Raw genomic sequence first — 20,495 nt, forward strand, 5'->3', positions numbered from 1 at the left:
CTAGGCTGAGGCTTGCGCCAGTCGCCGCTGCAGCGACTGCGCCAGGGTGCTCAGAATCAGCCAGCAGGACGTGGCGCCCGCGTCCAGCACGCCAATGGAGCGCGGCCCCAGCCGGGCCGAGCGCCCGATGCGGGCCTGCAAGTGGCGCGTGGATTCCTTGCCCGCTTCGGCCGCGGCCTCCATGGCCTGCAGCGCCTCGCGGAAACCGGCGTCGGCCTGCAGCGATTGCCGGTAGGCCTGCAGGGCCGGGGCCAGCGTGTCGATGAGGGTCTTGTCGCCCACCTGGGCCTTGCCCATCTCCTGCACATCGGCGACGGCCCGCGCCAGCGCCTGGCCGAACAGGGCTGCATCCATCTCCTGCTCCGGCCCAAGAACATCGGCGAAGCCTTGGAAGAAGCTGCCGTACAGCGGGCCCATGGAGCCGCCGATATCGTCCATCAAGGCCTGGGACAGCTGCTGCAGCGCCGCAGGCAGCTGCGCTGCCTGGCTGGCCTCCATGGCATCAAGCCGTGCGCCGCAGCCGGAAAAGCCCTTGGCCATGTTGATGCCGTGATCGCCATCGCCGATCAGGCCGTCGATCTCGCTCAGGAACTCCCGGTGGCTGACGATGGCCGTGATCAGTTCACGCACGATGCTGCCCGCGCCATCGAGCGCGATGGCCGGCCCTTGGCTGGTGCGCCTTGCGGCTTGGGGGCGGGCGGTTTGTGCCTGTTCCTGGGCCTGTGCCTGCGTTCGTGCCGGAGCAGAGGGCGGCGTTGGAATGGCCTCCTGCGGCTGGAGCGGTAGCCCGCCGGTCAGGGTCAGCGCGACCGACTGGCAGGGTGCCTTGAGGCATGCCAGCAGCTCGTCGTCCAGCTGCATCAGCGTGAGCGTAATGCCCATCATCTCCAGCGACGTGAAGAGATTGCCCACCAGCCGGAAGGCTACCTGAATGCCGCGTTCTTGCAGGCGCCGGGCGACTTCGCCATAGAGGATGTACTGCTCCATCAGCGGCGTGGCGCCCAGGCCGGACAGCAGCACGGCCACGCGGTCGCCCGGGGCGAAGGGCAGGTCGGGCAGCAGGGTGTCCAGCATGCGCTCGGCCATATCGGCCGCCGTGGCCGTGCGGTGCACGGACATGCCGGGCTCGCCATGGTGGCCTATGCCGACCTCCATGCTGCCGCGCTCGATATGGAAATTGGCCTTGCCCACGGCGGGAATGGTGCATGCCGACAGGCCGATGCCGATGCTGCGCGTGCGGGCCATGGCGTGCCGGGCGAGGGCGATGACTTCGTCGAGGCTGGCGCCCATGGCCGCCCGGGCGCCCGCCACCTTCCACATCAGGATCTCGCCGGCCACGCCGCGGCGGCTGGCCTCGTCGCCCCGCGCGGCTGAAGGCACGTCGTCGTTGGCCACCACGGTCCTGACCGCCATGCCTTCGGCCGCGGCCATCTGCACGGCCATGGCAACGTTCATGTTGTCGCCCGCGTAGTTGCCATACAGGCAGGCCACGCCGGCGCCGCCATCGGCCGCGCGCATGGCGTCGTAGAAGCTTCTGGCCGTGGGGGACGAGAAGACCTCGCCCACGGCGGCAGCGTCGCACAGGCCTGCGCCCACATAGCCCAGAAAGGCCGGCTCGTGCCCCGACCCGCCGCCTGTCACGATGCCCACCTTGCCCCTGCGTGGCGCGCCATGCAGGCGCACGACGCGGGGGTTGCCTGCGTCGATGCGCAGGGTGTCGCCATGGGCGGCGATCCATCCCTGGAGCATGTCCTCCACCACCCGGTCGGGGTCGTTGATCACGCGGTTGGTCGTCATGCCTTTGTCTCCTCCAAGTGCAGTCGCGGCGGGTGTGCCGAAGGCTGTTCATATGATCATTGAATGGTCATTTTTATTTGTTGAAATTGGCATGTCAATGCCTTTTGGCTATTCAATAGCCAAGGGAAAACGATAGGATTTGATGGATTTTGTAGAAAATTCAACAGGTTACGTCTTCATATTGCTGATGCACATAGCTTTCGTTGTTTGACAATTGCTTTTCGATTGAGAAGACTCTCGAAAAACATTGATCAAATGATCATGTGATGGTCTTTTGTAATGAAGGGGATGCCATGAAGCTGGCCATCGGCTGCGACGAAGCCGCCTGCGACCTCAAGAACGCCGTGAAGCAGCATCTGCTGGCCCAGGGCCACGAAGTGGCCGACTTCGGCACGCACGACGGCGAGCCGGTGCTCTACCCCGACATCGGCATCGCGGTGGCGCAGGCCATCGTCCAGGGCCGCCATGAGCGCGGCGTTCTCCTGTGCGGCACGGGCATAGGCATGGCCATTGCCGCCAACAAGGTGGCGGGCATCCGCGCCGCGCAGGCCCATGACACCTATTCGGCCGAGCGCGCCAGCCGCAGCAACGACGCGCAGATCATCACGCTGGGCTCGCGCGTGATCGGGGTGGAACTGGCCAAGGCCATCGTGGACCGCTTCCTCGCATCGCGCTTCGATGGCGGCAGCTCGGCCCTGAAGGTGGATGCCATCACCGGCTTCGAACGCTCGCAGGCCGCCGCGGCCGGGCGCGGGCAGGGCGCGTGACCATGGACACCGGCACCAGCACCGGCACCGCACTGCTGCAGGCTCGCGGGGTGGCCAAGAGCTTCGGCGGCGTGCCTGCGCTGCGCAACGGCTGCCTTGAGCTGCAGGCCGGCAGCGTGCACGCGCTGTGCGGCGGCAATGGCGCAGGCAAATCCACCTTCCTGAACATCGTGATGGGCCTGTTGCGGCGCGATGCCGGCGAGATACTGCTCAAGGGCCGGCCGGTGGATTTCGCCACGCCGCACGAGGCGCTGGCGCACCGCCTGTCCATCATCACGCAGGAGCTGTCGCCCATCCCGGGCATGAGCGTGGCCGAGAACATCTTCCTGGGCCGCGAGCCCCGGCGCGCCGGCGTGGTGGTCCGCCATGCCGCGCTGCTGGAGCAGGCGGATGCGCTGCTCAGGCAGCTGGGCTTCGATATCGATCCGCGTGCGCAGATGGGCCGCCTGAGCCTGGCGCAGACCCAGCTGGTGGAGATTGCCAAGGCCCTGAGCCGGCAAAGCGAGCTGATCATCATGGACGAGCCCACCTCGGCCATCGGCGAAAGCGAGACCGCCATCCTCTTCGACGCGATACGCCGCGTGACCGCGCAGGGCGCCGGCATCCTCTACGTGTCGCACCGCCTGACGGAGATCTTCACCATTGCCGACAGCTACACGGTGTTCCGCGATGGCGGCTTCGTGCAGACCGGCGCGCTGGCCGATATCGACCGGCGGCAGCTGGTGAAGCTCATCGTGGGCCGGGAGGTCCGCGCTGCCGCCAGCGAGCGCAGGGCTGCGGCGCCGGGCGAGCCGCTGCTGTCGGTGCAGGGGCTCACGCGCCGGGGCGAGTTCGAGGACATCAGCCTGGACGTTGCCCGCGGCGAGGTGCTGGGCATCTACGGACTGATGGGATCGGGCCGCAGCGAATTCCTCAACTGCCTGTACGGCCTCACGCGCGCCGACCAGGGGCAGGCGAGCCTGGGCGGACGGCCCCTGCCGCGCGGTAATCCGACGGCGTCGATCAAGGCGGGCCTGGCCCTGGTGACCGAGGACCGCAAGGCCACGGGGCTGGTGATGAGCTCCTCGGTGCGCTTCAACGCCAGCTTGCCCGCACTGCCGGGCCTGCAGCGCGCCGGGGTGGTGGATGGCGCGGCAGAGCGCGTGCTGGTGGGCGGCCTGCTGCAGCGCCTGCGCGTGAAGCTGGCCAGCCCGGCCATGCCGGTCTCGGGCCTGAGCGGCGGCAACCAGCAGAAGGTGGTGCTGGCCCGCTGCATGGCCACCAACCCCGTCTGCCTGCTGTGCGACGAGCCCACGCGCGGCATCGACGAAGGCGCCAAGCGCGAGGTGTACGCCTTCCTGGCCTCGCTGGCCGCGCAGGGCCATGCCGTGGTGGTGTTGTCCTCCGAGGCGCCGGAGCTGCTGGAGCTGAGCGACCGCATCGCCATCTTCCGCAAAGGCCGGCTTGACCGCGTGGTGGCCGGCCACGGCATCACGCAGGAGGCGCTGATGCACCTCGCGTCCTGAGCCCGGGCGATGCCCGTGCTGCGTTTTTCCCCTTGCCTTTCACAACACACAGGAGACATGACCATGCCGTTTTTCCGCTTCACCACCGTGCTTGCAGCCGCGCTTGCCGGTGGGCTGTTCCTGGCCGCAGCGCAGGTCCGGGCCCAGGCTCCGGCCCCGCTGTCGGCACCAGCACCAGTGCCAGCACCGGCCAAGCCCTACCGCATAGGCGCGGCCGTCTATGGGCTCAAGGGCGAGTTCATGCAGATGTGGACCAAGGAGCTGAAGGCGCATCCGGCCGTGAAGGACGGCACGGTGCAGATCACCGTGTTCGACGGCAACTACGACGCGCTGACGCAGAGCAACCAGTTCGACACCATGATCACGCAGAAGTACGACGGCATCCTCTTCGTGCCCATTGACCTGAAGGCGGGCGCGGCGCCCGTGCAGAAGGCGGTGAAGGCCGGCATTCCCGTGGTGGGCTCCAACACGCGCGTGCAGGGCGATGTGCTGACTTCCTACGTGGGCAATGACGATGTGGTGGCCGGCCGCATGCAGGCCGAGGCGCTGATGAAGGCCATCGGCGGCAAGGGCAATATCGTCGTCATCGAGGGGCCCATAGGCCAGTCGGCACAGATTGAGCGGGCGCGCGGCAATGACGAGGTGCTGGCCCGCCACAAGGACGTGAAGGTGCTGGCGCGCAAGACCGCCAACTGGTCGCGCGCCGAGTCCATGGGGCTGATGGAGAACTGGCTGACCGCATTCCCGGGCCAGATCCAGGGCGTGATCGCCCAGAACGACGACGAGGCCCTGGGCGCGGTGCAGGCCATCAAGACCAAGGGCATCGATATCAAGACCATCCCGGTGGTGGGTGTGGACGGTGTGGCCGCCGCCATCACGGCCGTCAAGCGCGGCGAGATGACCACCAATTTCCAGGATGCCCAGGCCCAGGCGCAGGGCGCGCTGGATGTGCTGCTGCGCCAGCTTGTCGGCCCGTCCTACCGGCCGCGCTCGGTGGTATGGAGCGAGTATGCCCAGGCCATGCCCTGGGGCGATGGCACGGCCAAATCCTACGAGGTGCCCTGGACCGCCATCGTGCCCGCCAATGCCGACGCCTTCTTGCAGAAGGTGCGCAAATGAGCGCCGCCGGCCTGGAGCGGGACTTCGACGGCCGCACGGCCCTGGTCACCGGCGGCGCGGGCGGCATCGGCCTGGCGATTGCCCGGCAGCTCGCCGAAGGCGGTGCGCGTGTCGTCCTGGTGGACCTGGAGCGGCAGGCGCTGGACGTGGCCGCTGCCAGCCTGGCGGAGCCCCGGCGCCATCTGGCGCTGGCGGTGGATGTGGCCAGGCCGGCGGGCGTGGAGCAGGCGGTGGCCACGGTGCTGGAGGCCACGGGCCGCATCGACATCCTGGTCAACAGCGCCGGCGTGGCGCTGCTGGAGCCGGCCGGCGAAATCAGCGAGGCGGCCTGGGAGCGCACGCTGGCCGTCAACCTCACGGCGCCGCTGCTGCTGGCCCAGGCAGTGGCCCCGGCCATGCGCCGCCAGCGCCACGGACGCATCATCAACCTGGCCTCGCAGGCCAGCGTGGTCGCGCTCAGGCGCCATGCCGCCTATTGCGCCAGCAAGGCGGGCCTGGTGGGACTGACGCGCGTGCTGGCGCTGGAGTGGGCGTCCGACGGCATCACCGTCAACGCCATCTCGCCGACGGTGGTGGATACGCCGCTGGGCCGCCAGGCCTGGGCCGGTGAAGCGGGGGAGGCGATGCGCGCGCTCATTCCCACGGGCCGCTTCGCGCAGCCCGAGGAGGTGGCGCGGCTGGCCGTGTTCCTGGCCGGTACGCACGCCGGCATGCTGACGGGCGAGAACATCGTCATCGACGGGGGCTACTCCATCCAGTGAGCGGCCAGCCGGCCCCACGCCTTTCTTCCATCAACGCGGGAGTCCTCCATGACGAATCTTCAAGCCGCATCTTCGCCGCCGCTCTTGGGGCGGCGCGCGCTGGACCTGCGTAGCCTGCGCGAGCGCTACGGCGTGGTCATCGCGCTGGTTGCACTGTGCGCGGCGCTGGCGCTGGCCAACCCCCATTTCATGACCTGGGGCAACTGGGCCGACATCCTGCGCCAGACCTCCATCAACGGCATTCTGGCCATCGGCATGACGTGCGTGGTGCTGACGGCGGGCATCGACCTGTCGGTGGGCGCCATCCTGGCGCTGGCCGGCATGGTCGGCGCCTGGCTGGCGGCCGATGGCCAGGGGCTGGCGGTGAGCGTGGGCGCCGGGCTGGGCGTGGGCATGCTGCTGGGCGGCGTCAACGGCCTGCTGGTGGCCTGGTTCGCGGTGCCGCCCTTCGTGGCCACGCTGGGCATGCTCAGTGCGGCGCGCGGCCTGACCTACATCTACAACGACGGCATGCCGGTGTCCGAGCTGCCCGACGGCTTTCTTGCCATCGGCGCCGGCCAGCTGGGACCCGTGCCCATGCCCATCGTGATCTTTGCCGTTGCCGTCGCGGTGTTCGCCTTCGTGCTGCGCTACACCGTGTATGGCCGCTACATCTACGCCGTGGGCGGCAACCTGCGCAGCGCCAAGACCAGCGGCATCAACACCCGCGCCATCGTGCTGCTGGTCTATGTGGTCAGCGGCCTGCTCGCGGGGCTGGCCGGCATTTTGCTGGCGTCGCGCACCACGGCGGCGCTGCCGCAGGCCGGCGTGTCCTACGAGCTGGACGCCATTGCGGCCGTGGTGATCGGCGGCACCAGCCTGTCGGGCGGCACGGGCAGCCTGGGCGGCACGGTCGTCGGCGCCCTGCTCATCGGCGTGATCAACAACGGGCTGAACCTGCTGGGAGTTTCCTCGTACTACCAGCAGCTGATCAAGGGCGTGATCATCGTCGGCGCCGTGCTGCTCGACAGTTCGCGCCGCAGGGCATGAAGCGCTGCGCCCACGTCCTGTCCACCATCTGCAACCCGGGAGAGTTCCATGCAAAACACCCTGCCTGACGCCGCCGATACGAACATGCTGGCCGTGGTCTGCCACGGCCCCAGGGACTACCGGCTCGAACGCGTCGCGCGTCCGCAGGCCGGGCCGCGCGAGCTGGTCATCCGCGTGGCTTCCTGCGGCATTTGCGCGGGCGACTGCAAATGCTGGGCTGGCGCGCCGCGCTTCTGGGGAGATCCGGAAAAAGGCCGCCCCGCCTATGTGCGCCCGCCGGTGATCGCGGGCCACGAGTTCTGGGGCCATGTGGTGGAGGTGGGCGAGGGTGCCCAGGAGCACCACGGCGTGCAGCTGGGTGACCGGGTGATCGCCGAGCAGATCGTGCCATGCCATGCCTGCCGCTATTGCAGGACCGGCTTTCGCTGGATGTGCGAGGTGCACGATGTCTACGGCTTCCAGGGCCAGGTGGCCGATGGCGGCATGGCGGAGTACATGCGCCTGTCTGCCCGCGCCGTGGTGCACCGGATTCCCGAGAGTGTGGACTTCGAGGATGCGGCCATCACCGAGCCGCTGTCCTGCGCCATCCATGCCGTCAACCGCGGCGACATCCAGCTCGATGATGTGGTGGTCATCGCCGGCGCGGGCACGCTGGGCCTGCTCATGGCCCAGGTGGCGCGCCTGAAGACGCCGCGCAGGCTGGTGGTCATGGACCTGTCAGACCAGCGCCTGGCGCTGGCGCGCCGCTGCGGCGCCGACGTGACCATCAACCCCGCGCGCGAGGATGCCCGCGCCATCGTGCACGCACTGACCGACGGCTATGGCTGCGATGTGTACATAGAGACCACGGGCGCGCCCTCGGGCGTGACGCAGGGGCTGGACCTGGTGCGCAAGCTCGGCCGCTTCGTGGAGTTCAGCGTCTTCGGGCGCGAGACCACGGTGGACTGGTCCATCATCGGCGAGGAAAAGGAGCTGGACCTGCGCGGCGCCCACCTGAGCGCCCATTGCTACCCCATTGCCATCGACCTGCTGGCGCGCGGGCTGGTCACCTCCGAGGGCATCGTTACCCACCGCTATGCGCTGTCGGACTGGGAGAGCGCCATCCGGGTGGCCGATTCCATGGACTCGGTCAAGGTCCTGCTGCTGCCCCACGCTGGCGAGGCCCGGTGAGCGGCGCTACACTGCGCGCCTTTCCCGGCACCCTTGGAGGCACCCTTGACTGAAAGCGACCTGACGCGACTGGCGACCCTGTACTACGTCGATGGATGCACGCAGGACCAACTGTCCAAGGAGTTCGGCATCTCGCGCGCCACCGTCGGGCGGCTGTTGCGCCGCGCGCAGGAAGAGGGCATTGTCGAGATCCGCGTGCGGCCGCATTCGCTGGTGTCCGCCGACCTGGAGCGGCAGCTGACCGAGCGCTTTCATATCAAGCGCGCCCTGATCGCGGTGGACCACAAGGATGCCGACCGGCAGCGCGAACTGCTGGCAGGCCTGGTGGCCAGCGAGCTGGAGCGCATCCTGGTCGATGGCTCCATCGTGGCCGTGGGCATGGGGCGCAACGTGTCCTCGGTCTCCGAGCACGCCCTGTCCGCCACACGGCGGGAATGCCACTTCGTCAGCGCCATCGGCGGCTCCTACCGTGGCGGGGAGGCGATGAACGCCGACCACATCGCGCGCCGCCTGGCCGCGCGCTTTGGCGGCAAGTCCGAATCGCTCTATGCGCCGGCCCTGGTGGGCGATCCGCAACTGCGCAAGGCGCTGCTGGACAACGACACCGTCAGGCACACCCTGGACAAGGCGCGCCGCGCCGACATCGCCCTCATCGGCGTGGGCGATGTCAGCGTGGACAGCAACATGGCCCGCATGGGCTGGTTTTCCGCGCAGGAGATCTCGGACGCCCGCCGCGCGGGCACGGTGGGCGACATGATGGGCTATGACTTCATCGACATCCACGGCCAGCCGGCCGCCACCCCCATGCAGGACCGCGTCATCGGCCTGAGCCGCGAGGACCTGCTGCGCATACCCAACGTCATCGCCGTGGCGGCCGAATCCAGCAAGGTCACGGCCATCCTGGGCGCGCTGCGCACCGGCGCCATCGACACGCTGGCCACCACCACGGCCAACGCGGCGGCCGTGCTGCAGCTGGACGATGTCATGGGGACGACGCGCTGACGCAGTGGGGGAGGGGCGGCTCTTGGGCGGCGCGCCTAGTTCGACGCGCGGCGGTAGAAGGCCAGCGAGCCTGCCAGCGCCAGCAGCATGCCGCCGCACAGGCGGTCCAGCCACATCACGGCCCGCCCGCGCAGCAGCCGCGCGGCGCGTGATCCTGCGAAGGCATAGGCCAGCATCACCAGGAAATCGATGAGCGCGAACACCAGCGCAATGGCGATGTACTGCGGCGCCTGGGCGGCCGCCGGGTCGATGAACTGCGGCAGCAGGGCCGAGCAGAACAGGTAGCCCTTGGGATTGGTCACGGCGACCAGGAACGATTTGAACAGCACGGTGCGGGCGCTGTAGCCGTCGGCGCCGGCCTCTGCCTTGCCGTCACCCTGGGGTGCCGACAGCGATCCGCCCTGGCTGCGCAGCATGCGCAGGCCCAGCCAGGCCAGGTAGGCCGCTCCCGCCCACTTGACCACCGAGAACCAGAACTCCGAGGCCGCCAGCAGCGCGCCCAGGCCCAGCGCGACCGCGCCGACCAGCACGAAGTCCGACAGCACGGCGCCCAGCATGCCCGGCAGGGCGCGGCGCACGCCGTGGCGCGAGCCATTGGCCAGGGCCAGCAGCACGGTGGGACCGGGGGTGATGATCGCGATCAGCGCGACCAGGGAGAAGACGAGCAGGGTGGCGAGGGTCATGTCGGCGAAGGCTCATGCGGTTGGCAACAGCCTGCCACTGTGCCAGCTTTGCCTGCCTTGCGCAGCCCCTGCCGACCCGGGGCAAGGCGCACGGGGCGGGCAGGCGTCAGTCGCTGCCCACGCCGCCGGCGGCAAAGACCGGGCCGCGCGTGCCGGGCACCCAGCCCGGGTAGGTTTCCATCACCTCGGCGAACAGGGCCGAATCGATCCAGCGCTGCAGCCAGGCCTGCAGGTGCGGCCAGGGCTGCTCGTTCCATTGCGACTCGTCGATGCGCGCGTACTGGCGCACGAAGGGGCGCAGGGCCATGTCGGCCAGGCTGGGGTTCTGGCCGAACAGGTAGCCGGTGGCCTCCAGCTGGTCGTCCAGCTCGGCCAGCCAGGTCAGGGCATCGGCCTGGGCGTGGTTGACCTCTTCGGCCGTGTAGCGCTCGGGGTACTTGCAGCGGTCCAGGGCGTGCTTGAAAAAGCCGTCGTTGCGCTCGATCAGCGCCAGCATGTCCGGCAGCGAGCCGCTGGTCGGTGCCAGCCAGCCGTCCGGGTCATTGGCGCGCAGCGCGTGCAGCATGACATCCAGGCTCTGCTCGATCACGCGGCCGTCCTCCAGCACCAGCACGGGCACCGTGCCCTTGGGCGAGGCATCGAGCAGCGCCTGCGGCTTGTTGCGCAGGTTGATTTCGCGCAGCTCGCAGGCCAGGCCGGCATGGGCCAGCGCCAGGCGGGCGCGGATGGCGTAGGGGCAGCGGCGAAACGAGTAGAGAACCGGCAGGGTCTGGGTCATGGAGCGGGAACGGGGCTAGGGGCCAAAAGCGGCAGATGATAGCGCCGGGGCCAAAGTCAGGCGGCCTGCGGGTCTTGCCGCGGGCGTCCGTGGCTATTGCAGCTGCGCCAGCAGCCATTGCCTGAAGGTCTTGAGCGCCGCGCTGGGTGCGCGCGAGCGCAGATGGGTCAGCCAGTAGGCGCCCGTGTCCACCTCCTGCTCGAAGGGGCGCACCAGCCGGCCCTGCTGCAGCAGGTGCTGGAACATGCGCGCCGGCAGCAGGGCCACGCCCGCGCCCTGGGCCGCCGCCTCGGCCAGCGTCAGCGAGGAGTCGAACATGGCCCCGCGCGCCAGCGGCGCGCTCTGGTCCAGCGTGGCAAACCAGCTCTCCCATTCCTGCAGGCGGTACGAGCGCAGCAGCGTCTGCCCGGCCAGGTCGGCCGGCTGGCGCAGGCGCTGGGCCAGGGCCGGGGTGCACATGGGCGTCAGCGGCGCGCGCAGCAGCAGCTCGGCGCGCGTGCCCTGCCAGGCGCCGTCACCGAAGCGCACGGCCGCATCCAGCCCTTCACCGGCCAGGTCCACGCGGTTGTTGTGCGTGAGCAGTCGCAGGTCGATGTAGGGGTGCTGCTGCTGGAACTGCCCCAGCCTGGGAATCAGCCAGCCGATGGCGAAGGTGCCGACCACGCCCACGGTGAGGACCTCGCGCGGGCGCGGCTCGGCCACCTGCTGCAGCGAATGCTCTATGCGCGCAAAGCTCTCGGCCACGGCAGGCCACAGCGCATGGCCCTCATCGGTCAGCGCCAGGCCGCGCGGCAGGCGCCGGAACAGCGGCTTGCCCAGGCGCTCCTCCAGGTTGCGGATGTGCTGGCTGACGGCGGCCTGGGTCACGCACAGCTCGTCGGCCGCCCGCGTCAGGTTGAGATGGCGCGCGGCCGCATCGAACATGCGCAGGGCATTGAGGGGCAGTTGCATGGTGAGCCAATAGTTTTTCTAAGGGATGCTGCCAATTATTCACGCTGGTCGCAGCTTGGGCGCGGCGCTATCGTTGCGGTTGTCGATCTGCAACTGAAAAGGAAAAACAATGCAAAGACGCGATTTTCTGATGACGGGCGGCGCGGCCGCCTGGATGGCGGCCGGGCTGGCCGGCTGCGCCCTGCCATCAAAAAAACAGGGGGCTGCCGACCAGGCCTTCAGGACCGAGCTGGCGCGCATCGAGAAAAGTGTGGGCGGCCGGCTCGGCGTGGCCGTGCTGGAGGCGGAGTCGGGCGCCAGCGTGGACCACCGCGGCGACGAGCGCTTTGTCATGTGCAGCACCTTCAAGCTGCTGCTGGCCGCCCAGGTGCTGGACCGCGTGCAGCAGGGCGATGAGCGCCTGTCGCGCCGCGTGCACTACGCCAGCTCCCGGCTGGTTCCCTACTCGCCGGCCAGCGGCCCGCGTGCCGGTGATGGCGGCGGCATGACCATTTCCGAGCTGTGCGAGGCCGCCGTGGTGCTCAGCGACAACACGGCCGCGAACCTGCTGCTGGACGCCAGCGGCGGCCCGCAGGCGCTGACGCAGTGGCTGCGCGCCAGCGGCGACGAGACCACGCGCCTGGACCGCATGGAGCCCGAGCTCAACGAAGGCCTGCCCGGCGACGAGCGCGACACCACCACGCCGCTGGCCATGGTGCAAAGCATGCAGCGCCTGCTGCTGGGATCGGTGCTGGACGGCCATGGCCGCGCCCTGCTGCAACAGTGGCTGGTGGCCAGCCGCACGGGCGACAAGCGCCTGCGCGCAGGCATGCCGGCCGGCTGGCGTGTGGGTGGGAAGACGGGCACCGGCGATCGCGGCACGGCCAACGATGCCGTCATCGCCTGGCGCACGCCGCAAAGCGCACCGCTGCTGGTGACGGGCTACCTCACTGAATGCCCGGCCGACGCGCCACAGCGCGATGCGGCGCTGGCAGCGGCCGGCAAGGCGGCCGCACGCTGGCAGGCAGCAGTGCAAGGCTGAGTTGCGCCACCATGTCGCTTGATTTGGGCGATTTCAGAAAATTGGCGCGGCCTGAAGACGAGAGACACCGAGGAAGGGCCTGGGCCGGCCGCGCCGCCCCCGCACCGAGGGTGTCGCCGGCCGCCCGTATGCCCCCTTCGTGAGGGGGAAGGCGCACAGCGCCTCAGGGGGTTACAACTTCTTGACCAGGACCTGACTTTTGCGGTCCCAGTTGTACTTGGCCTTGCGAGCCTCGGGCAGCCAGTCGGGGTCCACGGGCTGGAAGCCGCGCTTGATGAACCAGTGCATGGTGCGCGTGGTCAGCACGAACAGGCTGTCCAGGCCCTGGGCCTTGGCGCGCTGCTCTATGCGCTTTAGCAGCTTCTCGCCATCGCCCGTGCCCTGGCTCTTGGGCGAGACGGTGACGGCCGCCATCTCGGCCGTCCTGGCGCTGGGATAGGGGTAGAGCGCGGCGCAGCCGAAGATCACGCCATCGTGTTCGATGATGGTGTAGTGGGCGATGTCGCGCTCGATCTCGGTGCGGCTGCGCTTGACCAGGGTGCCGTCCTTCTCGAAGGGCTCGATCAGCTGGATGATGCCGGCCACGTCGTCGGGCGTGGCCTCGCGCAGCTCTTCCAGCTTCTCGTCGATGATCATGGTGCCGATGCCGTCGTGCACATAGATCTCCAGCAGCAGCGCGCCGTCGATGGCGAACGGCAGGATGTGGCTGCGCTCCACGCCGTGCTCGCAGGCATGCACGCAGTGCTGCAGGTAAAAGCCCGTGTCCGTGGGCTGCTCGGGCGTGGGCAACTCGGCCAGCATGCGGCGGGCCGTGGCCAGCGGCAGCTCGGTGTCGATGGGGTTGGTCTCGTCGGCCGGGCCCGTGGGGTCCATGCGGATGCCCGGCACCTCGGTCATGAAGATCAGCTTGTCGGCCTTCAGCTCGATGGCCACGCGCGTGGCCACCTCTTCCATGCTCAGGTTGAAGGCCTCGCCGGTGGGCGAGAAGCCGAAGGGCGACATCAGCACCATGGCATCCATGTCCAGGGCGCTGCGGATGCCGCTCACATCGACCTTGCGCACCAGGCCCGAATGCTTGAAATCCACGCCGTCCACGATGCCCACGGGCCGCGCCGTGAGGAAGTTGCCCGAGATCACCCGCACCCGCGCGCCGGCCATGGGCGTATTGGGCAGGCCCTGGCTGAAGGCGGCCTCGATCTCGTAGCGCAGCTGGCCAGCGGCTTCCTGGGCACAGTCCAGCGCCACGGAGTCGGTGATGCGCACGCCGCGCGAGTACTGGGCCTCATGGCCCTTGGCGGCAAGCTGTTCGTTGACCTGGGGACGGAAGCCATGGACCAGCACGATCTTCACGCCCATGGCCTGGATCATGGCCAGGTCCTGGACGATGGAGCTGAGCTTGCCCGATGCGATGGCCTCGCCCGTCAGTCCCACCACAAAGGTCTGGTGTCGGAACTTGTGGATATAGGGAGCCACGGACCGGAACCAGGGGACGAAGGTGAAGTTGAAGACGGTGGACATGGTGGTCAGTCGGGGCATCGGGCCGATGCCGGGCAGAAAAAAAAGGCCTGCGGACAGGTCCGCCAGGACATGCTCGCGCAGGCAGGCGCCAGTGTAGCGGCATGGCGCGGCACCTGCGCACAGAAATGGGATGGAACGCCAGGCAAATCGAACCTGCTGCACAGTGCCGGGGGCACAAGGCACAGGACCTTGTCCGACGGGGGCCCGCCTGCAAGCCCGTGTAAGCTTCGCCACCATCGGTGAACCACGCAAGGCGCCCCCATTCATGCCATTGAGCGCTTCCATGTTTTTTCCGTTGCTTGCGCGGCCCGCGCGCCTTGTGCCGTGGCTGGCGGCGCTGGGCATGGTCGCAGGGGCAGCCCAGGCTGCAGGGGAGGCTCCGGCCTCCCAGGCTGCCGCCACGATGAGCTTCGTGCAGGCCCGTCAGGCGCTGCTGCAGGGCTCCGACCAACTGGCCGCCTCGGCCAAGGCCGTGGAAAGCGCGCGCCTCAGACGCCAGGGTACGCAGGGGCTGGGCGGGCCTTCCGTGGCCATCACGGGCCTGGGCTACCGCTATTCGGCAAATGCCGACATCGATCTCGATCCTGCGCGGCGCACCCTGGACGGCGTCCTCGGCCAGCTGCCGCCCTCGGTGGGGCCGGCCATTCCCTCGCTGCCGCAACTGCCCACCTCCTATGCCTTGCAGCGCAAGAGCACGAACGCCTCGGCCAGCCTGTCCCTGGTCTGGCCGCTGTACCTGGGCGGCCTGTCCGATGCGGTGCGCAGTGGCCTGGACGCTGCCACCGACGAAGCCCTGGCCGATGCCGCCAGCAGCAGCCACGCCCTGCATTCGCTGCTGGTGCAGCGCTACTTCGGCGCCCAGCTGGCCGAGCGGGCCGCACGGCTGCGCGAGCGTGCGCTTGAAGGCGTGCGCGTGCATGACACGGCGGCGCAAAGCATGCTCAAGGCGGGCGTGATCTCCCGGCTGGAGCGCCTGCAGGCCCGTGCCGCGCTGGCCGACGCCGAGCAGCAGGCGCGCAAATCGCGCGACGACGCAGACCTGGCCGCAGCGGCGCTGGCGCGCACGGTCAAGGCGCAGCGGCAGGTGCTGCCCAGCACGCCGCTGTTCGTCAGCAGCCGGCCCTTGCCGCCGCTGGACGGCTTCGTCACCGCGGCCCAGTCGCACCATCCGGGTCTGGACAAGGTGCAGGCCAAGAAGCGCCAGGCCGAGTCCCTGCACGATGCCCAGGAGGCGCTGCGCCGGCCGCAGCTGCTGGCCTTCGGTTCGCGCGAGGTCAACACCAGCGGCAAGCCCAACTGGGTGGCTGGCGTGGCTGTGCGCTGGACGCTGTGGGACAGCATCGACCGCGATGCGCTGGCCGCCTCCTCGCAGCGCAAGATCGAGCAGGCCGAGCTGACCGAAGCCCAGGCGCTCAGCGACATCGCGCTGCTGGTCGAGAAGAACTGGCTGGGCGTGGAGCAGGCGCGCCGCCAGTACCAGGCCCAGCAGGCCCAGGAGGATCTTGCGCGCGAGCTGCTGCGGCTGCGCGAGGCCGGCCTGCGGGAAGGCACCAGCACCACGCTGGACCTGATCGACGCCAGCCTCAATCTCGCCAAGGTCCAGACCCAGCGTGCCGAACTGGCCAACCAGTATGTGCAGGCCCTGGCCGCACTGCTGGAGAGCACGGGCCAGAGCGAGGAATTCGACCGATTCATGGCCCAGGCCGACATACAGATCCCACCCGACGCACCATGAGCACAGCCACGCCCGACCATCCCCGCAGCGCCCCCGAAGCACCCGGCCCCGCGCCCGTGCCGCCGGGGCGCAGGCGCCCCTGGCTGGCCCTGGCCATCGTGCTGGCCGTGCTGCTGCTCGTGGCCTGGGGCTTTTGGCGTGCGGCGCAGCCCGCCCCCCTGTATTTCCAGGGCCAGATGGAAGCGCGCGAGACCGACATCGCGCCCAAGGTCACGGCGCGCATCGCCAAGGTGCGCGTCACCGAAGGCCAGAAGATCCAGCCCGGCTATCTGCTGGTGGAGATGGACAGCCCCGAGGTGCGCGCCAAGCTGGCCCAGGCCGAGGCCGCGCGCGATGCCGCCCAGGCCCAGGCCGACAAGGCGCAGGCCGGCGCACGCCCGCAGGAAGTGCAGATGGCGCGCCTGAACTGGCAGCGCGCCCAGACGGCCGCCGACCTGGCCCAGACCTCGCTGCGCCGCGTGCAAAGCCTCTTCGACCAGGGACTGGTTGCGGCCCAGAAGCGCGATGAAGCCGATGCCAACTGGCGCGCCTCGCGCGACCAGGCGCTGGCCGCGCGCGCGCAGTATGAAATGGCGGCATCGGGCGCGCGCCAGGAGGATCGCAGCGCCGCCCAGGCCCAGGCCCGCCAGGTGCAGGGCGTGGTCGCCGAGGTGGAGGCCGCGCGTGCCGAGACCGAGCTGCGCAGCCCCGTGGGCGGCGAGGTGGTCCAGGTGCTGGCCCGCCAGGGCGAGCTGTCCCCGCAGGGCGTGGCCGTGGTCACCGTGGTGGACCTGGCCGACCAGTGGGTGGTGCTCAATGTGCGCGAGGACCAGCTTGCACGCTTTGCCCAGGGCAGCCGCTTCACCGGCCGCCTGCCGGGCCTGGACAACCGCGAGGCCGGCTTCGAGGTCTACTACCTGGGGGTGCTGCCTGACTTCGCCACCTGGCGCACCACGCGTGCGGGCCAGGGCTTCGATGCGCGCACCTTCGAGGTCCGCGCGCGGCCGCAGCAGCCCATTGCAGGCGCGCGGCCCGGCATGAGCGTGGTTGTGGAAGGCGGCCGTTGAGCGGCCGGCGTCAGTGAGCGCGAACCCGCCCACGGCCTTTGCCGCCAGCCTGCGGCGCGAATGGCGGCTGCTGCGCGGGCGGCCCTGGGACCTGGCCATGGTCAGCTGGGTGCCGCTGCTGGCGCTGCTGCTCATGGTCTGGATCTTCTCGGCAGGCCTGGTCCAGCGCCTGCCGGTCGCCGTCTGGGACCAGGACCACAGCGCCCTGTCGCGCCAGCTGGTGCGCATGCTGGATGCCACGCCGGGCCTGGCCGTGCAGTCGCAGGTGCTCAATGCCTCGGAGGCGCAATGGGCGCTGCAGTCCATGAATGCCTACGCCGTGGTGCAGATCCCGCCAGACTTTGCGCGCGACATCAAGCGGGGCCAGGGGGCCGACGTGGTGCTCATGCACAACGCCCAGCTGGCCACGCACTCCAGCCTGATCCAGCGTGACCTGCGCCAGGTGGTGGGAACGCTGTCGGCCGGCGTGGAAATGCAGGCCCGTGCCAAGCGCGGCGACCCTGCCCAGGCGCTGCGCGTGCGCATGGAGCCCATACGCACCAACCTGGTGTCGCTGTTCAACATCTCCACCAATTACGAGCAGTTCCTGGCGGCGGCGCTGATTCCCGCGCTGCTGCACATCCTGGGCATGACGGCCGGCGCCTGGTCCGTGGGGCGCGAGCTGCGCGACCGCACGCTGGGCCAGTGGATGGCCGAGGCTGCGGGCCCGGGAAAGCCCGGCTGGAGCGCCATTGCGGGCGCCTTGGCGGGCAAGCTGGCGCTGTCCTGGGCCAGCCTGGGCCTGGGCGGTACGCTGGCCATGCTGTGGCTCACGGCCGGACGGGGCTGGAATCCGGGGCAGGGCGCTGCCAGCCTGGCCTGGGTGGCGCTGGCCCTGCTGCTGCTGATCGCCGTGAGCCTGGCGGCGGGGGCGCTGCTGGCGGCGCTCACGCTGTCGCTGCGCACGGCGCTGTCGGGCGCGGGCCTGCTGTCGGCGCCGGCCTTTGCGTTCAGCGGCGTGGGCTTTCCACTGCTGGCCATGCCGGATTCGGCACGTGCCTGGGCCCTGTCCATGCCCTATACCCACTATGCGCGGCTGCAGATAGAGCAGCTGCAGATGGGCGCGCCCATCGTGCAGAGCCTGCCCGTGGTGGCCGGGCTATTGCTGGCCGCGCTGGTGTTGCTGCTGCTGGCCACGGCAGGCCTGGCGCGCGGCCTTTCCCGCCCCGACAAATGGGGAGGGCGCTGAGATGGCCAGGGGCTTTGCGCAAGACTTCATCAGCGCCCTGCGTGCCGTGTTCGGCGACGTGGGCGTGCTCATGCTGCTGGTGGGCGCGCCCGTGCTCTACGGCTTCTTCTATCCCTGGTTCTATGGGCAGGAGGTCGTGCAGCGCGTGCCCGTGGCTGTGGTGCAGCACGACGGCAGCGGCCTGGCACGCCAGATGCTGCGCTTTGCCCAGGCCAGCCCGCGCATCGAGGTGACCCTGGTCACGGGCGACGAGGCCCAGGCGCAGCAAGCCCTGCTGGATGGCCGCGTCATGGGCTACGCGCTGCTGCCGCGCGACCTCAAGCGCCGCGTGGTGCGCAGCGAAGAGGCCGTGGTCCCCGTCTATGCCAACGGTGCCTACCCGCTGGCCGCCAAGCAGGTGCAGTACGGCTTTGCCGAGGCCTTCGGCACGGTCTCGGCAGGCGTGGAGCTGCGGCGCCTGACGGCCGGCGGACAGAGCGCACTGCAGGCCCAGGCCAGCCGCTCGCCTGTCAACCTGCAGATGCAGGCCCTGTTCAATCCGACGGAAGGCTACGGCAGCTTCGTCGTCGCCGCCGTGGCCATCATCATCCTGCAGCAGACACTGCTCATGGGCGGCGCGCTGCTGGTGGGAACCTGGCGCGAGCAGGGATTGGACAGGGCGCCGGCACGCACCTGGCTGGCGCGGCTGCTGGCGCTGTGCACGCTGGGCTGGCTCTCGGGCCTGTACTACTTCGGCTGGATCTTCGTCTGGCACGACTATCCGCGCGGCGGCAATCCCTGGGGTGCGCTGGCGCTGCTGGCCGTCTTCGTCCCGGCCGTGGCGGGAGCGGCGGCGCTGCTGGGCTGGTGGCTGGCCAACCGCGAGCGTGCCATGCAGGTGGTGCTGTTCACCTCCATCCCGCTGGCCTTCGTCGGCGGCTTCAGCTGGCCGGCCGAGGCCCTGCCGCAACTGCTGCAGGCGCTGCGCTGGCTGTCGCCCAGCACGGCCGCCATCCAGGCCTCGCTGCGCCTGAATCAGGCAGGCGCGCCGCTGGAGGCGGCGCTATGGCATCTGTCCGTGCTGCTGGCCCTGGCGCTGCTGGGCTGGGTGGCCGTGCTCTGGCTGGGCAGCCGCCGCGTGAACCCTGGCGATTGACCGGTCGGGGCTTCAGGCCGGCGCGCCCGCGCCGCGACCCCGTCCCTGCACGGCCAGCATCAGCAGCACCACGCCCACGATGGGCAGCAGCCAGGTGTTGATGCCGTCCCAGCCGGCCGTGTGCAGCAGCTGGCCCGAGCCGAACGAGGCCACGGCCACGGTGCCGAAGACCAGGAAGTCATTGAGGGCCTGCACCTTGGCGCGCTCGGCAGGGCGGTAGCACTCGGTCACCATGGCCGTGGCGCCGATGAAGCCGAAGTTCCAGCCCACGCCCAGCAGCACCAGGGAGCCCCAGAAGTGCAGCAGCTCCAGCCCCATCAACGCCATCAGGGCCGAGGCGGCGATCATCACCAGCCCCAGCGCCGTGATGCGGCGCTTTCCAAAGCGCGCGATCAGCCGGCCCGTGAAGAAGCTGGGCGCGAACATGGCCAGCACATGCCACTGGATGCCCAGCGCCGCCTCGCCCACCGTGTGGCCGCAGCCCACCATGGCCATGGGAGCGGCCGTCATCAGAAAGGCCATGAGACCGTAGCTGACCACGCCGGCCGAGGCCGCGACGATGAACTGGGGCGTGCGCGCAATCTCGGCCAACGGCCGGGCCTCGCCCGCCACGGCGCGGGCCTGGGGCGGCGGCAGCTTCAGGCCCAGCAGCAGCGGCAGGGCCAGCAGGGCGAGCACGGCCTGGCTGTAGAAGCTGCCTGCGAACGGCGTCATGGGCAGGGCGTCGCGCGTCCAGATCACCACCTGCGGGCCGATGATGGCCGCGATCAGCCCGCCGATCATCACGCGCGAGATGGCGCGCGCCTGCTCGGCGGGGTCGGTCATGGCGTCGGTGGCGGCAAAGCGGTAGCTCTGCACGCAGGCCGCGTAAAAGCCCGCCAGCGCCGTGCCGATGCAGAAGGTCACGAAGTCCGATTGCGCAATGCCCTGGGCCGCGATCACGCCCGAGACCACGCCCAGGATGGCGCCCAGCACATAGGCCGTGCGCCGCCCCATGCGCTGCATCAGCCAGGCCGCGGGCAGCGTGGACAGCGCCAGGCCCAGCTGGTAGATGCTGACCGGCAGCGTGGTGGCCGTGGGATTGGTGGACAGCTGCTGGCCGACCAGGCCGCCCAGCGAAATGATGATGGGCGGCGACGCGCCCCCCAGCGATTGCGCGGCCACGAGCAGGCCGAGGTTGCGGCGCTGCAGCGCTGGAGTGTGTTGTTCTGGTGTCATGGCTTGTGCGGCGGAAAGACCGCATCTTCACC

General features: G+C 69.8%; 18 protein-coding genes. 12 read left to right on the plus strand and 6 right to left on the minus strand.

Annotation, left to right across the window (positions count from 1 at the left end):
- On the minus strand, positions 1–1,797 hold the full coding sequence (gene dhaL, locus AC57B5_RS29165) for a dihydroxyacetone kinase subunit DhaL (RefSeq protein ID WP_496400809.1): 1,797 nt from the start codon (positions 1,795–1,797) through the stop codon (positions 1–3).
- Positions 1,798–2,090: 293 nt separating this feature from the next.
- Between dhaL and rpiB the strand changes: the two genes are divergently transcribed.
- The 7 genes from rpiB (at position 2,091) to AC57B5_RS29200 (ending at position 9,150) form a co-directional block, all read left to right on the plus strand.
- Complete coding sequence (gene rpiB, locus AC57B5_RS29170) at positions 2,091–2,564, plus strand: ribose 5-phosphate isomerase B (protein ID WP_012206383.1); 474 nt, start codon at positions 2,091–2,093, stop codon at positions 2,562–2,564.
- A 2-nt stretch (positions 2,565–2,566) separates the two neighbouring features.
- Positions 2,567–4,069, plus strand: coding sequence for a sugar ABC transporter ATP-binding protein (locus tag AC57B5_RS29175; RefSeq protein WP_496400810.1), 1,503 nt, complete (start codon positions 2,567–2,569; stop codon positions 4,067–4,069).
- Between the two features lie 63 nt (positions 4,070–4,132).
- Entirely contained in the window at positions 4,133–5,188 is a 1,056-nt protein-coding gene (locus AC57B5_RS29180) for a substrate-binding domain-containing protein (RefSeq protein WP_126312055.1), read from the plus strand.
- A complete protein-coding gene (locus tag AC57B5_RS29185) occupies positions 5,185–5,949 on the plus strand; it encodes a GolD/DthD family dehydrogenase (RefSeq protein ID WP_496400811.1) in 765 nt (254 codons plus the stop codon). The genes AC57B5_RS29180 and AC57B5_RS29185 overlap by 4 nt, the downstream gene beginning before the upstream one ends.
- A 48-nt stretch (positions 5,950–5,997) precedes the next feature.
- Complete coding sequence (locus AC57B5_RS29190; protein ID WP_016448253.1) at positions 5,998–6,978, plus strand: ABC transporter permease; 981 nt, start codon at positions 5,998–6,000, stop codon at positions 6,976–6,978.
- Between the two features lie 48 nt (positions 6,979–7,026).
- Positions 7,027–8,148 carry an alcohol dehydrogenase catalytic domain-containing protein gene (locus tag AC57B5_RS29195; RefSeq protein ID WP_034395413.1) on the plus strand — a complete coding sequence of 374 codons (1,122 nt, stop codon included), beginning with the start codon at positions 7,027–7,029 and terminating at the stop codon, positions 8,146–8,148.
- Positions 8,149–8,193: 45 nt separating this feature from the next.
- Positions 8,194–9,150, plus strand: a complete 957-nt coding sequence (locus AC57B5_RS29200; protein WP_012206377.1) for a sugar-binding transcriptional regulator — start codon at positions 8,194–8,196, stop codon at positions 9,148–9,150.
- A 35-nt stretch (positions 9,151–9,185) separates the two neighbouring features.
- On the opposite strand, the gene AC57B5_RS29205 is transcribed toward AC57B5_RS29200, so the two are convergent.
- The 3 genes from AC57B5_RS29205 to AC57B5_RS29215 form a co-directional block, all read right to left on the minus strand.
- Positions 9,186–9,833, minus strand: coding sequence for a LysE family translocator (locus AC57B5_RS29205; RefSeq protein WP_013801705.1), 648 nt, complete (start codon positions 9,831–9,833; stop codon positions 9,186–9,188).
- A 106-nt stretch (positions 9,834–9,939) separates the two neighbouring features.
- Positions 9,940–10,611, minus strand: a complete 672-nt coding sequence (locus AC57B5_RS29210) for a glutathione S-transferase (protein ID WP_013801706.1) — start codon at positions 10,609–10,611, stop codon at positions 9,940–9,942.
- A 93-nt stretch (positions 10,612–10,704) separates the two neighbouring features.
- Positions 10,705–11,562, minus strand: coding sequence for a LysR family transcriptional regulator (locus AC57B5_RS29215; protein WP_012206374.1), 858 nt, complete (start codon positions 11,560–11,562; stop codon positions 10,705–10,707).
- 109 nt (positions 11,563–11,671) lie between these two features.
- Between AC57B5_RS29215 and bla the strand changes: the two genes are divergently transcribed.
- Complete coding sequence (bla, locus tag AC57B5_RS29220; RefSeq protein ID WP_202758692.1) at positions 11,672–12,583, plus strand: class A beta-lactamase; 912 nt, start codon at positions 11,672–11,674, stop codon at positions 12,581–12,583.
- A gap of 171 nt (positions 12,584–12,754) precedes the next feature.
- Here bla and argA read toward each other — a convergent pair whose 3' ends face one another.
- Complete coding sequence (argA, locus tag AC57B5_RS29225; protein ID WP_012206372.1) at positions 12,755–14,101, minus strand: amino-acid N-acetyltransferase; 1,347 nt, start codon at positions 14,099–14,101, stop codon at positions 12,755–12,757.
- 283 nt (positions 14,102–14,384) lie between these two features.
- On the opposite strand from argA, the gene AC57B5_RS29230 reads away from it, so the two are divergent.
- From AC57B5_RS29230 to AC57B5_RS29245, 4 genes are read left to right on the plus strand one after another with little or no spacing between them, the layout of a single operon-like run.
- Positions 14,385–15,836, plus strand: a complete 1,452-nt coding sequence (locus AC57B5_RS29230; RefSeq protein WP_496400812.1) for a TolC family protein — start codon at positions 14,385–14,387, stop codon at positions 15,834–15,836.
- A complete protein-coding gene (locus tag AC57B5_RS29235) occupies positions 15,833–16,882 on the plus strand; it encodes an HlyD family secretion protein (RefSeq protein WP_496400813.1) in 1,050 nt (349 codons plus the stop codon). Before AC57B5_RS29230 ends, AC57B5_RS29235 begins: the two co-directional genes overlap by 4 nt.
- 13 nt (positions 16,883–16,895) lie before the next feature.
- Positions 16,896–18,110, plus strand: a complete 1,215-nt coding sequence (locus tag AC57B5_RS29240; RefSeq protein WP_496400814.1) for an ABC transporter permease — start codon at positions 16,896–16,898, stop codon at positions 18,108–18,110.
- Position 18,111: 1 nt separating this feature from the next.
- The gene (locus tag AC57B5_RS29245; protein ID WP_496400815.1) at positions 18,112–19,245 is read left to right on the plus strand and encodes an ABC transporter permease; all 1,134 of its coding nucleotides are present in this window, start codon (positions 18,112–18,114) and stop codon (positions 19,243–19,245) included.
- A 12-nt stretch (positions 19,246–19,257) separates the two neighbouring features.
- On the opposite strand, the gene AC57B5_RS29250 is transcribed toward AC57B5_RS29245, so the two are convergent.
- Positions 19,258–20,463, minus strand: coding sequence for an MFS transporter (locus tag AC57B5_RS29250; RefSeq protein WP_012206367.1), 1,206 nt, complete (start codon positions 20,461–20,463; stop codon positions 19,258–19,260).
- Positions 20,464–20,495 lie beyond the last annotated feature (32 nt).

Source organism: Delftia sp. BGA-UO-ETr-SB1 (assembly GCF_059567865.1).

What these genes read in the sequence shown, in the direction of transcription:
- AC57B5_RS29250 (WP_012206367.1), bottom strand. Translation starts at nt 20,463, where the DNA reads ATGACACCAGAACAACACACTCCAGCGCTGCAGCGCCGCAACCTCGGC.
- AC57B5_RS29235 (WP_496400813.1), top strand. Translation starts at nt 15,833, where the DNA reads ATGAGCACAGCCACGCCCGACCATCCCCGCAGCGCCCCCGAAGCACCC.
- AC57B5_RS29215 (WP_012206374.1), bottom strand. Translation starts at nt 11,562, where the DNA reads ATGCAACTGCCCCTCAATGCCCTGCGCATGTTCGATGCGGCCGCGCGC.
- AC57B5_RS29175 (WP_496400810.1), top strand. Translation starts at nt 2,567, where the DNA reads ATGGACACCGGCACCAGCACCGGCACCGCACTGCTGCAGGCTCGCGGG.
- AC57B5_RS29190 (WP_016448253.1), top strand. Translation starts at nt 5,998, where the DNA reads ATGACGAATCTTCAAGCCGCATCTTCGCCGCCGCTCTTGGGGCGGCGC.
- argA (WP_012206372.1), bottom strand. Translation starts at nt 14,101, where the DNA reads ATGTCCACCGTCTTCAACTTCACCTTCGTCCCCTGGTTCCGGTCCGTG.
- AC57B5_RS29195 (WP_034395413.1), top strand. Translation starts at nt 7,027, where the DNA reads ATGCAAAACACCCTGCCTGACGCCGCCGATACGAACATGCTGGCCGTG.
- AC57B5_RS29180 (WP_126312055.1), top strand. Translation starts at nt 4,133, where the DNA reads ATGCCGTTTTTCCGCTTCACCACCGTGCTTGCAGCCGCGCTTGCCGGT.
- AC57B5_RS29245 (WP_496400815.1), top strand. Translation starts at nt 18,112, where the DNA reads ATGGCCAGGGGCTTTGCGCAAGACTTCATCAGCGCCCTGCGTGCCGTG.
- AC57B5_RS29210 (WP_013801706.1), bottom strand. Translation starts at nt 10,611, where the DNA reads ATGACCCAGACCCTGCCGGTTCTCTACTCGTTTCGCCGCTGCCCCTAC.
- AC57B5_RS29185 (WP_496400811.1), top strand. Translation starts at nt 5,185, where the DNA reads ATGAGCGCCGCCGGCCTGGAGCGGGACTTCGACGGCCGCACGGCCCTG.
- AC57B5_RS29230 (WP_496400812.1), top strand. Translation starts at nt 14,385, where the DNA reads ATGTTTTTTCCGTTGCTTGCGCGGCCCGCGCGCCTTGTGCCGTGGCTG.
- AC57B5_RS29205 (WP_013801705.1), bottom strand. Translation starts at nt 9,833, where the DNA reads ATGACCCTCGCCACCCTGCTCGTCTTCTCCCTGGTCGCGCTGATCGCG.
- bla (WP_202758692.1), top strand. Translation starts at nt 11,672, where the DNA reads ATGCAAAGACGCGATTTTCTGATGACGGGCGGCGCGGCCGCCTGGATG.
- rpiB (WP_012206383.1), top strand. Translation starts at nt 2,091, where the DNA reads ATGAAGCTGGCCATCGGCTGCGACGAAGCCGCCTGCGACCTCAAGAAC.
- dhaL (WP_496400809.1), bottom strand. Translation starts at nt 1,797, where the DNA reads ATGACGACCAACCGCGTGATCAACGACCCCGACCGGGTGGTGGAGGAC.